Annotated in this window: 11 protein-coding genes; 6 read left to right on the top strand and 5 right to left on the bottom strand. The window is 63.4% G+C overall.

All coding sequences use genetic code 11. The features are described from left to right. Positions 1-60 precede the first annotated feature (60 nt). The gene (locus HNQ39_RS12270; RefSeq protein ID WP_184196098.1) at positions 61-2,418 is read left to right on the top strand and encodes a hypothetical protein; all 2,358 of its coding nucleotides are present in this window, start codon (positions 61-63) and stop codon (positions 2,416-2,418) included. Here the strand turns inward: HNQ39_RS12270 and HNQ39_RS12275 are convergent. Further along, positions 2,401-3,393 carry a sugar phosphate isomerase/epimerase family protein gene (locus HNQ39_RS12275; protein ID WP_184196101.1) on the bottom strand — a complete coding sequence of 331 codons (993 nt, stop codon included), beginning with the start codon at positions 3,391-3,393 and terminating at the stop codon, positions 2,401-2,403. The genes HNQ39_RS12270 and HNQ39_RS12275 overlap by 18 nt on opposite strands. Before the next feature lie 283 nt (positions 3,394-3,676). On the opposite strand from HNQ39_RS12275, the gene HNQ39_RS12280 reads away from it, so the two are divergent. The 5 genes from HNQ39_RS12280 (at position 3,677) to HNQ39_RS12300 (ending at position 9,564) form a co-directional block, all read left to right on the top strand. Then, the gene (locus HNQ39_RS12280) at positions 3,677-3,949 is read left to right on the top strand and encodes a hypothetical protein (RefSeq protein WP_184196104.1); all 273 of its coding nucleotides are present in this window, start codon (positions 3,677-3,679) and stop codon (positions 3,947-3,949) included. Positions 3,950-4,019: 70 nt separating this feature from the next. Continuing rightward, positions 4,020-4,598, top strand: coding sequence for an RNA polymerase sigma factor (locus HNQ39_RS12285; protein WP_184196107.1), 579 nt, complete (start codon positions 4,020-4,022; stop codon positions 4,596-4,598). Next, complete coding sequence (locus tag HNQ39_RS12290; RefSeq protein WP_184196110.1) at positions 4,595-5,449, top strand: hypothetical protein; 855 nt, start codon at positions 4,595-4,597, stop codon at positions 5,447-5,449. Before HNQ39_RS12285 ends, HNQ39_RS12290 begins: the two co-directional genes overlap by 4 nt. Positions 5,450-5,531: 82 nt before the next feature. Beyond that, a complete protein-coding gene (locus HNQ39_RS12295; protein WP_184196114.1) occupies positions 5,532-7,460 on the top strand; it encodes a hypothetical protein in 1,929 nt (642 codons plus the stop codon). Positions 7,461-7,509: 49 nt separating this feature from the next. Further along, positions 7,510-9,564 (top strand): DUF4139 domain-containing protein, encoded by a 2,055-nt coding sequence (locus HNQ39_RS12300; RefSeq protein ID WP_184196117.1) that lies wholly within the window; start codon positions 7,510-7,512, stop codon positions 9,562-9,564. Between the two features lie 134 nt (positions 9,565-9,698). Here HNQ39_RS12300 and HNQ39_RS12305 read toward each other — a convergent pair whose 3' ends face one another. From HNQ39_RS12305 to HNQ39_RS12320, 4 genes are all read right to left on the bottom strand, one after another. Continuing rightward, a complete protein-coding gene (locus HNQ39_RS12305; RefSeq protein ID WP_184196120.1) occupies positions 9,699-10,022 on the bottom strand; it encodes a hypothetical protein in 324 nt (107 codons plus the stop codon). A gap of 2 nt (positions 10,023-10,024) precedes the next feature. Then, on the bottom strand, positions 10,025-11,287 hold the full coding sequence (locus tag HNQ39_RS12310) for a Gfo/Idh/MocA family protein (RefSeq protein ID WP_184196123.1): 1,263 nt from the start codon (positions 11,285-11,287) through the stop codon (positions 10,025-10,027). A 173-nt stretch (positions 11,288-11,460) separates the two neighbouring features. Continuing rightward, positions 11,461-11,856, bottom strand: a complete 396-nt coding sequence (locus tag HNQ39_RS12315; RefSeq protein ID WP_184196124.1) for a hypothetical protein — start codon at positions 11,854-11,856, stop codon at positions 11,461-11,463. Between the two features lie 3 nt (positions 11,857-11,859). Next, positions 11,860-12,246 carry a hypothetical protein gene (locus tag HNQ39_RS12320; protein ID WP_184196125.1) on the bottom strand — a complete coding sequence of 129 codons (387 nt, stop codon included), beginning with the start codon at positions 12,244-12,246 and terminating at the stop codon, positions 11,860-11,862. Positions 12,247-12,423: the final 177 nt, after the last annotated feature.

Genomic DNA, 12,423 nt, shown 5'->3' on the forward strand with positions numbered 1-12,423 from the left:
GCCCCCCTCCAACGGGGGCGGTCTAAACGGGGGCGATCTCTTCCGTATAATGGTGTAGACATGATGCAGACTGCGCTTCGCTCCCTCCGCGACTATCTCACGAACTTAGACTGGGACGCCTCGCGGCGGGGGAGCCTGCTGGTGGTCGCACCGGAGCAGCTCACGACCAGCCCACCGCGGCCCGAGCAGGACGTTGAGGAGGAGAAAAAGGCGCTGGCGGAGGGAGCTGCGGCGTTTGCACGGCGGATCGGGCCGCCGGGGCGCTATGGCTACAACCCCGCGCTCTTGGAGCAAGCCTTCGAGCTGCGACGGCTACGAACCAGAACCTGCGCTGCTTTAGCGCCGTCGCTCATGGTGATTCCGGCACGCCGCTTGCCCAAGCCTGACTTCCACGCCGAAGACGAGCGCCCGGAGCTGATGGAGCTCCTGCTACGGACCTGCACCCAGACCCAGTGGGAGAAGCTCGGGAGCCGCACGGGCTTTGGGCTCCCTGACTGTGAGACCCGCGCGCAGCGTCGCCTCTTTGAGCGCATTGTTCCCAGCCCCTTGGTCGTGGGGCGCAACTATAGAAGGCAACCCAACGACCGGCTCTACTCGCCGAGCGAGCGGCTCCGCGCCCGTCTTCGAGTGGTGCTCTATGTCAGCTCCGATGCTGTCGGCTCCCAAGGTGCCGAGGCGCAGATGCTCTATTTCAACGGCGACAAAAACACGGAGATCACGCTGGTGGGGGACAACCCCTACGCGCCGCATGACACCACGTTTGGCGCATCCCTGACCGAGAAGGTGCCGCGCAAGCAAAAGCCTGCCGCCCTGAGCTATGGCGCACTGACCACCCCGGTCCATCTTGTTCCCACGACCACGGTCGGTGAGCTTGTGGGACAGATCGCGAGCGCGACACGCTTGCCCCTGACGGTGGACTACCGGCTGAAACGCCACTCGGTTCTCACGTGGGGCACCCAGGTGGCGGCGGGCGATTTGCTAGAGGCGCTCTGCTGGTCGCTGGGGGGGAGCGTGCGAAAACTCGACCCCGCGGCCTTTGTTCTCACCTGGGATAAGGAGCCCCTGACCCTGCACCTCCTGCGCCACGATACCTGGGAGGCCGATGCATGGCTCGAGAGTGTCTACGGAGAGAAAGAGCCCTATAAAATAGACAACGCCTTGCCCTACCTTGCCCTCGCCGACGATGAGCCGCAGCGCTTCTCGCGGAGCTGGGTCGAGCGGCTGGCGGGCGGGCCACGCATTGTCAAGTCCGACGCGCTCCCGGCTAGTGTCCAGAACCTGCACGCGCTTGCCCTGGCGGAGCGCTTTCGCGACCAGGAAACCCCACCCGGCCTCGACTCGGTCCGCCTTGTACTCTCGGCCTGGGCGCAGCTTCTCTTGCCCGATGGCCCGGCCCTTACCCTGGAACCTCTGAGCGTCCCGCTCGGGGCGACATCGACGACTCAGGACGAGCCTGCGCTTGGCTGGGAGGGGATCGGGCTTACCCTTCGTGCCGAGACACCCGAGCAGGCAGAGCAGCTCCTCGCACTCACCGACAAGCTCCCGCTGGCGCGACTCTTTCTGGAGGGCGATGCCCCCACGCTTGCGGCGGCGCTGAAGATGACCAAGAAGCCGCTCTGTGGGCTGGAGCGCCTGCTGACCGTGCCACCGGGGAGCGACCCACGGGTGGACCGAAATATTCTGGGACAGAGCACGTCGGAGTACGGTAAGAGCCGAGGGCGACGGGGCTCCGACTGGCTGATCCCCGATGCGCCGGGTGTACAAGAGCACTGTCGGTCAAAGGTCCAGGCGCTCGCGGCGCTTCCGGGGCTGGCGGGCTTGCGCCTCGCCGACGATACCCCGCCCGGCTACGATGCCGAGCTCTCTCTCCAAGGAATCTACTCACCGGGGGATGCGCTGGGGTACTCACGGGAGAACCGGCTGGCCTACTGGCGCGAGACCGGCACCGATCCCGCCGATATTCTCGGCTACCGCTCACGTATCACCCTTCCGTACTTCGACGAAGGGCGCGGCGTCACCGTCTCCCCGACCTGGCAAGGCTGGCTCCGGCAGAGAGTGGTTCGGCTCCGGCGCGAGGCAACTGCGGGCCTGACCCTCCCGCTCTGGCGCACGGAACTCCTCGATATCTTCTGGCTGGGCTACGGCCACTCTGCCCCAACGATCCATCTGCTCACGACCTGGAAACCCGCCGACGATAAGACGCCCTTGGTCGATCGTGGCTGGAACGAGGGGGCGGCAGCCTACCAGAAAACCGGGCAGGTGCTCTACTTCTCCCTCGCGGTTCCCGCGCCCGTGCCCGCCAGTACGCTACAGGGCTACCTGGAGACGGTACGAAACTCCGCCAAGGGGATGGAACTAGCGCTGGATCTCTCTTCTTGGCCCGTCGAGGCGGTTCTGAAGCTACTCAAGTCCGAGTGAGCCAAAGTACGCCACGCTCCTGTCCACGAGCCGCCATTCTTCTGCACAAACGGCCTCCGAGCTCTCGCCACGCTCCCAGGCGCTGGAGTAGGGCTGGTCTTGGGGGCGACCCTTGGCCCAGAGAATCTGAAGGGCAGGGATCAGGGTGCGGACATCGCGCTCGGGGTACTCTGCCCACCACGACACTTCGAGCAGCGGGATGGTGCGGGTTGCCTGCGCGGCGATCTCGATTCCGGGGAGCAGGTGTGGGAAGCCATTGCACCGCACGATCTCTAAAATTCTGGGAAAGTCCACGACCCCGGTTCCAGCGGCGCAGCGCACCAAGCGATAGCCCTCGGGCGCGAAGTGGATGGTGTAGTCCTTGCAGTGGATATGGCGGATCAGCGGCCCAAGTCTGTAGGCTGTTACCACGGGGTCCTCGCCGACCGCCAGCGGGTTGCCAGCATCGAGGCAGACACCAAACGCCGGGTGTGCGCCGGTCTTTTCGTAGAGCCAGAGAAAGTCCGACGTATCCGCGTCTTGGTGGTTCTCAAACGCAAGGCTCAGGCCAAGGCTCTCTGCCACGGGCAGTAGTTCGGTGATGCGCCGCGCCAGTGCATCGCGACGGATAAACCAGCCTTCGTGCTGACCCAGCTTGCGCCGGTCGCCGCACAGAATCCCGGAGAGGGTGAAGCGCACGACTCTTGCGCCCGCCAGTGCCGCTTTTTTCAGGTAGCCCTCGGCGTCCTCCATCTCCAAGACACTCATTCCCTCCACCACGAGCCGCAGGCCACGCTCGCCAAGGGCATCGTGGAGGGCGTCTGCGGAGAGGTCGGGGGGGAGGGGAATATCGACCCCGGCGAGGCCTCGTGCCTGCGCGGCGTCCAATAAACCGAGCGGGGAGAGCGGGCTAGGGTTGGGGGTACCGTCTTTGGTAGGCAGGTAGCCCAGGACATGCGGCAGCGCATAGGCCGTCAGAGCAAAGGGAATTGGCATGGCAGATTGTACCTGGCTTGAAAAAGTCCCTGGGAACAAATCCCGGACAGTGAGCCCGGACAACGAGTGTCCGGGCTTAAGAGGGCGACGGCGACCTTCGTCGCCACTCAGTTCGGTTGGCTGCGAAGGCAGCCGTCGCCCTCTTAAGCCGGAAGACTCGTTCTTCTGGTAACGTTGGCATGGCAGATTGTACCTCGTGGTTTCTGTCTGGAACAAAGTGCACACTTGGCGACGTATAAGAGGTAGAATGAGAGTATCTTTGGAACTCTCTGGAGGAAGAAACATGAATCGTTACCTAATCGCTCTGACGGCTGTCTTCGTTGCCGGCGCTGCGTTTGCACAGAAGCCCGCCCCGACCAAGCCCGCCCCCAAGGCACAGACCAAGTGCGCGGTCACCGACGAAGACCTGGGTAGCATGGGCAAGCCCATCGAGATCGCCTACAAGGGCAAGAACGCAAAGTTCAAGGGCAAGTCCGTCAAGGTCTGCTGTGGCGGCTGTGTCGCCAAGGTCAACAAGGAGCAGGACAAGTACTTCACCAAGGTCTTTGGCAAGTAGTCTCGTCCTAAACTAAGCTCGGCTGAAAAATTGCCGATGGATTCCAGAGCCCGCCCGCGAATAGAAGAGCATGTACTCACTACTCGCTTGGCGGGCTCGCTCTTTGCCCTCCTCGTCCTCGCCCTCCACCGCGACGGTCTCAGACGAGTGGCTCACACAGCTCCGACAGGCCCACCTCGATGGGGTCTATGCCTATGCGCGGCGACGGCTCCCCAGTGTGGAGGATGCCGAGGATGTCGCCGCCGAGACCTTTGCCGCGGTCTGTGTCGCACCGCAGCGAGTTCCTCAAGACGAGACAAAGGTGCGTGCCTGGCTCCTCGGGATTGCCCGCAACAAGCTAACCGACCTGCTGCGCAAGCGCTACAAGCGGCGTGAGCTCCCCCTCACCGACCTGGAGCCACTGGCCCTCGCTGGCCCCGAGGCACTCCTCGGACCGCCCCAGGCACAGGCACTCCGCAGCGCAATCGACGGCCTCCCGGCGGACCAGCGCGAGGCACTGCTCCTCAAGTACGCCGACGAGCTCACCCTCACCGAAGTGGGCAGGGTTCTCGGAAAGTCCGAGGCCGCGGTCTCTAGCCTGCTCCAGCGCGCCCGTGCCACGGTGCGAGAGCGTGCCGCCTATGCCTTTACGACAAAGGAAAAGTCATGAACGATCCCCTTATTGAGCAGGCTATCCCGCTTGTCTTCCCGGTGGAGAAGGCATCGGCTGCGCTCCATGCCCGTGTCCAGGCACTCCAGCCTCCGTCCCCGCCCAAGGCCACACTGCGTTTTCTGCCGCTGCGCTTCCGCTGGGTTGTGGCGATTGTGGTGCTGCTCTGGGTGGGGCACAATATCCCGGCGGCGGTGCGGGCGTGGAATAACATCGGCTACCCCTCCCAAGCGCGCCACACGACACGCTGGGTGCACGGCCCGACCAAGGACTACCTCCAAGGCGAGAACTGGTCCGCACGGGGCAAGAGCCGCGATGTTATCTACGGCAACTGGAAGTGGGACACCAAGACCAATACCCGCTCCTGGGCCAAGTACGAGCATCCTACCGTCGTCATTATCACGGAGAGAAAGTCCTATAGCTTCACTCCGGGTGACAGCACCGTGCCGGTTCAGGTCATGACCTTGCCCAAAGCCACCCCACCCTCTCTCCAGCAACGGTTGTTCACAACCTTCTCCATCTTGTTTTTCCGTGTTTTAGATCGTCCCGTGTTCTTGCCACACGGTAAGAAGATCGTCCGCATGTTCCCAGAGAACTCCCCTGAGGGATTTGTCACCACGACCACCTACGAGCCGGAGACGGGGCGTTATATCATAGACCGCAAGAACCCCCGAGGAGAAGGATTGCTCCAGGTGAATGAGACCATGGCGGCTGTTCCTGAGTCTTACTTTGTGCCGGATTTTCCCCAGGGAGTCCGCTTTGTCACGGTACCGCCTCTCGTGATGGCCCCCGGCCCGAGTGTCACAGAGCAGGCCGCGACCCTCTGGAACAAGCTCCTACTGGGCAACTAAGCCCCTCAACACTTTCCGGTGAGCTCACACTTGCCTGGGGAGCGAGCTCCCCAGGCTTTTTTGTTTCTGGGTACAATAAGGCGTGAATCAATCTCTTCTCCCCGTCCGTGCGGTCACTCTGTTTTCGTCGGGGGTGGCCTACACCCAGCGTGAGGGCGCCATCGACTCTGGCGAGGTGACCGTGCCGCTCACCTTCCGCACCAACCAGATCAACGATATCCTTAAGTCCCTGATCCTCCTCGATGAAGAGGGCGGTGCCTTGCCGGCGGTCTATCCATCGCAGGACCCCGTGGAGCGCACCCTCCAGAGCTTTGCGGTCGATGTCTCGGCGTTTACCACCCGGGGAGAGCTCCTGCGCCAGCTCCGGGGGGCGGCCCTGCGCCTGGAGACCCTGAGCAAGGAGGTCTTTGAGGGGCAGATTGTTGCGGTGGAGGCGGAGAAGCAAGTACGGGGTGAGCGCTCCGTGGTCGAGGTGGAGAGCCTGACCCTGATCACCGCCGAGGGGCTGGTCTCGGTCTCGTTGGACAAGGTTCGCACCATTAAGCTTCTCGATGAGCGGCGGGACCGGGAGCTACGTGAGGCGCTGGCGGTGCTGGCGGGGGGCGCAGACGATGCCCGGAGGACCGTACAGCTACGCTTTGCGGGCAAGAAGAAGCGCAAGGTGCAGGTGGGCTACATCACCGAGGCCCCCCTCTGGAAGATCAGCTACCGGCTCGTGCTCAGCGATACCGAGGGGCAGAAGCCCTACCTGCAGGGCTGGGCGCTGGTGGAGAACACCACCGACGAGGACTGGGAAGGGGTTCAGCTCACCCTCGTTTCTGGGCGCCCCGTGAGCTTTATCCAGGACCTCTACAAACCGCTCTACCTGCCGCGTCCGACAGTCGGGCCCGATATTATTCCCGCCGCCGCTCCGGCGCTCCACGATGCCGCGATGGCATTTGAGCTGGACGCTGCGACCGGAGCGGTGCCGATGTCGGCTCCTGCGCCCATGGCCAAGCGCTCCCTGAGAAGCGAGTCGATGCGGCAATCGGTCACGTCGCAGGCCGAGGGACGGAGTGTCGGTGAGCTCTTTCAGTACAACATCACGGCCCCGCTTGCCCTTCCCCGGCAGCAAGCGGCGATGATCCCCGTGGTCTCGGGCGATATTGGGGGGGAGAAGGTCTCGCTCTACAACGCCGACACCGATCCCAAGCACCCCATGAACGCCCTGAAGCTGGTCAACGACACGGGGCTCCACCTCAAGGCCGGGCCGATCACGGTCTTCGATGGCGGCACCTACGCCGGCGATGCGCGCCTCGGGGAGGTCACGCCCAACGACACGCGGCTGATCACCTACGCGGTGGACCTGAGTATCGAGGGAGTCCGCACCGAGGAGCTACGCAACGGGAGCGCCCTGACCCTGACCATCAAGCGCGGCATCTTGGTAGTCACGTCGAAGAACCGCCGCGAGATGCTCTATAAGTTCCAGTCCAAGGCCGCTGTCCCCCGCACGGTCCTGGTCGAGCACCCGCTCTGGGAGGGCTGGAGCCTGGTCACCCCCACCGAGCCCACGGAGACCACGCGGGACCGCTACCGCTTTGCGGTCGCGCTGCCCCCGGGTGAGTCCGCCAGCCTCTTGGTGGTACAGGAGCACGCACTGGGAACCACGGTCTCCCTGCTCGAGGCGGACACGACCCAACTCACCCACTATGCCAGCCAGGGGGAGATTCCCTCGCGCCTGAAAGAGGCCCTCGCGGTGACTATCGCCCGGCGCCGCAAGATCAACGAGCTGGAGACCAATGCCGATCTGCTCGACAAAGAGCGCACCCAGATCCACGAGGAGCAGGGCCGCATTCGTGGCAACCTGGCCACCCTCGACAAAGAGTCGCCGCTCTACCGCCGCTACCTCGACGAGCTCAATGGCCAGGAGAACCGGCTTCTAGAGCTCCGCGAAGAGGGCAATCGCCTGCGAAAGAATGCCCGTGATGCCCATACCGAACTGAAGGCTTTCCTAGACACACTGGACTTATAGAGTAGCCCCCGGTTGGAGCGGGGGGACAGGAGAAAAGACAATGCTGACAATGATGGTTCTTCCGTTGATCGCACTGGTGCCGGCAAAGCTCCCCGAGGGAGACTTGCCGGTCCGGGCGGTGACACTCTTCTCCTCCGGGGTGGCCTACACCCAGCGTGAGGCGGAGGTCAGTGACAATGCCACCATTCCCCTGGTGTTTCGCACTACGCAGATCAACGATATTCTCAAATCTCTGGTCCTGATCGACGAGAAAGGCAAGGTCCAGCCTGCGGTCTATGCCGCCAAGGACCCGGTCAATCGGACGCTCCAGAGCTTCGCTGTCGATGTTACCCAGCCGCTCGACCGCAATGCCCTGCTCAATCGTCTCCGGGGGCAAGTGGTGACCGCAAGCATCACGACCACACGAACAACGGCAGCGGGCTACGAGACGAGCGCAAAGGCGTTTACAGGCAAGCTTGTCAGTATCGAGGCCAAGTCCCTTCTCAGCGCGGAAGGGAAGCCCAGCAGTGTGGAGTTTCTCAACTTGCTGACGGAAAGCGGGCTCAAGACCCTGCGCCTCGATCTGGTGGATGAGATCGCCTTCGAGGACCCTAAAGTTGCTAAGGAGTTTGGTGAGGCCCTGACCTTGCTCGCGACCGGAGCCGACGATAAGCGCCGCAGTGTGACCCTGCGCTTTGCGGGGCAGGGGAAGCGGCGGGTGCAGGTGGGCTATATCTCGGAGGCCCCGCTCTGGAAGATGAGCTATCGCTTGCTCCTGGGCGAGAAGTCCTACATGCAGGGCTGGGCGCTGGTCGAGAACACCACCGATGAGGACTGGAGTGGGGTCTCCCTGACGCTGGTCTCGGGGCGCCCGATCAGCTTCATTCAGGACCTTTATCAGCCGCAGTACCTTGCCCGCCCCGTGATTGGGGCCGATCTGAGTGTCTCGCCCCTGCCCCAGGTCTCGGAGGCGGCGATAGACTTTGCCGCGAAGAGTGATGTGGGAGCGCGGGCTGCGATTCGCAACTCGATCATGCGGGGGCAAGGGGGTGGGCAAGGCGGAAGCCAGGGCTTTGGGGCACCTGCACCCAGTGCGCCACCCGCCGAGGCTGCGGTGGATGGCCCCGCACTGGCGGGCTCCGTGGACGCGCAGGCATCGGGGGAGAAGCAAGGTGAGCTCTTTACCTATAAGATCACCTCGCCGGTCTCACTCCCACGGCAGCAAGCGGCGATGATCCCGGTGGTGGCACAGGACATTAATGCCGAGAAGCTCTCTCTCTACAACGCGGCAACCGATGTGCGCTTCCCTCTACACGCGGTGCGTCTGAAGAACAACACCGGGCTACACCTCAAGGGTGGGCCCGTGACCCTCTTCGACGGGGGAATCTACGCGGGCGATGCACGGATGCTGGACATTCCGCCCGGCGACAGCCGCATTCTGAGCTACGCCGTGGATCTTGGGCTACGCGGAGAGCGACAAGACAAAGGAGGGACATCGGTCGAGACCAGCCTCTCCATCAAGCGCGGCGTACTGACCAGCACCCGCAAGGAGACCATTGAGGTTGTCTACACCTTCCGCAATACCTCCGACAAGCCACGCCAAGTGCTGGTCGAGCACCCCTACGACCCTGCCTATAAGCTTGTCGCGCCTGCCAAGTTTGAGGAGCGCACCCCCGGCCTCTACCGCTTCCAGATCGCCGTGCCTGCCAGCAAGACCGAGAACCTGATAGTCAAGACCGAGCGCCCGCTGCAGGAGACCTACGCCCTCCTCGATGCGGAGCTGGACTTTATCGAGGTCACGACGCGGCGCAAGGAGGGGGTCTCCCCCAAGCTCAAGGCCGCGCTGGAGGATGTCCTCGCCCGCCGTCGCAAGCTCCAAGACCTCCAGAGCCAGATCGCCGAGCGCGAGGGGGAGGTCAAGCAGATCGAGCAGGACCAGAGCCGGATTCGTCAGAACATGGCAGTCCTAGAGCGCACCTCGGAGAGCTATAAGAACTATGTCAAGCAGCTCGATGCGCAGGAGCTACGGATTCAGGAGCTCCGCAAGCAGGATAGTGCGCTCCGCACCCAGCGCGCCACCAGTGAGCGCGAGCTGAAGGCATTTATCGATACGCTGGAGGTCTGAGGGGCCGGGGGCTTTCCGGGCATTGAAATACCCGGCATAAAAATAAGGAGCGTCCCGTGGACGCGCAGAACACAACATGCTCTGCGCGTCCTCGGGACGCTCTTTTTCCGTAGGCGGGGACTTTCAGCCCCCGACTACCCGCTGCGGTGGAGGCGCTCGCGGGCCATCTGGATATCGGCCTTGAGCTCGGGGTCGGTGGCGAAGCGTGCCAGGGTTTTATCGTCGGCCTTGCTCCCGATATAGCCCACGAGCCGAGCGGCATGGGCACGCACCAGCCGCGGGCGCTTGCTTGCCACAATCGACAAGAGCTCCTTGAGCAGTGCGGCACGCAACGCCTTGGGCTGGCCGGGTGCGGCGGCACCGTGGACATCGCGTGTCATCTGGAGCATGGCCGCCTTTGCCTTCACTTGGTCGCTCCCCGCCATCGTGTCGGCGAGGGAGGTGAGTAGCTCACGCATGTTCAAATTCCTTTCAGGCTCCAGGGCGCACGGTACGGCTCGTAGAGTAGCCGGTTGGCCTCTTCATCGTTGATAAACTTCCAGGTCTTGGGGTCGTAGGTGAGCTTCCGCCCGACCGTGTAGGCGATATTGGCGATAATCGGGAGGATGATCACCTTCACCCCGATCTCGACATCCATCACCGGCTTCTCGCGGGTCTTGATGCAGTGGCGCCAGTTGCGGCGGTGCCGCTCGGTGGGGTCGGTGTTCTCGGGGTGGAGGAACGCCTTGAAGCCATCGGCGGGAGGTGTGTAGAGCTTGGCCTTCTCCTCCGTGGCGCAGCCGCCATCGCCGCCCGCGACAATCAGGTCGCCCTTGTCGCCGGTGTAGGTGCCGCCCCACTCGCCCTCGAAGCGCTCGGGGACCACGCCGGGCTGCTCCCAGATCAGGGTCCACTTCGGGTTGGAGAACTCCCACTTTGCCTTCATGGTCAGCGGCGCATCGTAGACCGAGTTGGGGTTGGTCTCCCCGCTCGCCTCGACCGTCACCGGGGCGTCCCAGCCGTCTTGGCCCGTCAGCCAGAGCGCGATCGACATGGCGTGGTTTCCCCGGTCGCGGATAAAGCCACCGCCCGAGTCCATGAGCCAGCGGAAGTTGAAGTGGACAATCGCGGGGTTGTAGGGGCGCCAGCCCAAGGGGCCAAGCCACATGTCCCAGTTGAGCTCAGGGGGCGCGGGGCCTTCCTTGCCAAAGTTGTTGTCGGAGACATAGTTATTGGGGTGCCAGAGCTTGACCTCTTTGATCTTGCCGATCTGCCCATTGCGGATGTAGTTACAGGCCACAGCCGCGCTCGGGTGCGAGCGCCCCTGCGAGCCGATCTGCACCACCCGCTTGTAGCGCCGCGCCGCCGCGATCATCGCCTGCCCCTCTTCGATCGTCTTACAGGTCGGCTTCTCGCTGTAGACATCCTTGCCCGCCTGGCAGGCATGCACGGTCATGAGGGCGTGCCAGTGGTCCGGGGTTCCAATCGTGACCGCGTCGATATCCTTGCGCTCCAGCACGCGCCGGTAGTCGTCGGTGAGGAGCGGATTGCCCGTCACGCGCTTGGCGTTGTTCTTAAGGTGGTTGGCGTCGACGTCACAGAGCGCCGCGCAGGAGTCGGGGACCACGTGGCTGCTGCCCATGCCGCCCAGCCCGATATGTCCGTAGATAATTTTCTCGTTGGCCCCCTTGGGGTTCTGGGGGAAGATCGTCGCAAACGAGTCCACACGCTTCTTTGAGTCCATGCCTCTCTCGTTCGACAGGCGTGACGGTTCTTCCTCTTTTTGACCGCTCTCGGTGAGATCGCCCCCGTTGGAGGGGGGCGTCTTGCTGTCCTCGTGCCTCGGACACGAAGGCCTCCGGCCATCCCAGCGCGAAGCGCTCGTTGACGCCTCGCTCCAACCGAGGCGATCACACTCTACTCCTGTGTTTGTCGCCTAAAGTGCCAGGCCAAGAAGAGATGGAGAGCGGCGAGACAAACACCAATCCCAGCGGCCCAGAGCGTGAACAAATGCCCCTCCGCACCCATGTCTTGGTCTAGCGTGTAGCCCATTGGAATCAGTCCCAGCCAAGCGATAGCCAGAAGCACCTGACAGGCCAGGGTGATTGTTCGTAGGCGCAGGAGGCCGACAAGCGCCACGAGAAAGAACCCGATCCCGACCCCCTGTGCCATCCGAACATAGGCCTGCCTGAGCCCCATGTCTTCGAGAACATGGGCAACGTAGAGAGAGCCAAGGCCGTAGAGCATGCACAGCACCGATGCGAATACCTCTAGCGGCAAGAGTCTGTCGTGTTTCTGCTCTTGCCGTTGCACGGCCTAGCCCTCGTTGCGCAGGCGGATATGTCGGGCGGCGGCGAGATGCAAGGCGGTCATCAGGGCGGCACCGACACCCGAGAGAACCCCATTCCAGTAGCCCGGCGCGTCTTTGTTGCCACAGAGCGCCAAGATTCCCAGAACCAGGAGGCAGATCAGGAGCCAGCAGAGCGCGATCGCGTACTGGCAGGCACTGGCAAGCGCTCGGTCGCCGCGCAGGAGCGTGATGGTGGCGACAAAGGAAACCAGCGCGACCGCTCCGAGAACGATATTGAAGGGCTCTTGTCTGTTGCTCAGCATCCACACGGTTAGCATACCACCGTAGAGTAGGCACAAGACGGCAGCGATCCACTCCAGCGGGGAGAGCGCAAGGCGTTTTGGTGGTTCCATGGCTCACTCTACCACCGATTGAAATCGGTGTCTGCAATGGCCTGCGGCCACAAAGCCCGTGCCGGGCTACAATATTGCGCCCCCCTTCGCAGCGAAGAATGAGCCGCCCAGAGGGCACCCGGCCGGAGGGGGTGGCGAGCCCTAGCGAGCCGGGGGAGGCTAGCCCGGCACGGGCTT

The sequence above is a fragment of the Armatimonas rosea genome, assembly GCF_014202505.1.
GTDB lineage: Bacteria > Armatimonadota > Armatimonadia > Armatimonadales > Armatimonadaceae > Armatimonas > Armatimonas rosea.

Bases quoted from the DNA above. Each gene is read 5' to 3' on its own strand.
- HNQ39_RS12300 (WP_184196117.1), top strand. From the start codon at position 7,510: ATGATGGTTCTTCCGTTGATCGCACTGGTGCCGGCAAAGCTCCCCGAG.
- HNQ39_RS12280 (WP_184196104.1), top strand. From the start codon at position 3,677: ATGAATCGTTACCTAATCGCTCTGACGGCTGTCTTCGTTGCCGGCGCT.
- HNQ39_RS12290 (WP_184196110.1), top strand. From the start codon at position 4,595: ATGAACGATCCCCTTATTGAGCAGGCTATCCCGCTTGTCTTCCCGGTG.
- HNQ39_RS12305 (WP_184196120.1), bottom strand. From the start codon at position 10,022: ATGCGTGAGCTACTCACCTCCCTCGCCGACACGATGGCGGGGAGCGAC.
- HNQ39_RS12310 (WP_184196123.1), bottom strand. From the start codon at position 11,287: ATGGACTCAAAGAAGCGTGTGGACTCGTTTGCGACGATCTTCCCCCAG.
- HNQ39_RS12270 (WP_184196098.1), top strand. From the start codon at position 61: ATGATGCAGACTGCGCTTCGCTCCCTCCGCGACTATCTCACGAACTTA.
- HNQ39_RS12285 (WP_184196107.1), top strand. From the start codon at position 4,020: ATGTACTCACTACTCGCTTGGCGGGCTCGCTCTTTGCCCTCCTCGTCC.
- HNQ39_RS12275 (WP_184196101.1), bottom strand. From the start codon at position 3,393: ATGCCAATTCCCTTTGCTCTGACGGCCTATGCGCTGCCGCATGTCCTG.
- HNQ39_RS12320 (WP_184196125.1), bottom strand. From the start codon at position 12,246: ATGGAACCACCAAAACGCCTTGCGCTCTCCCCGCTGGAGTGGATCGCT.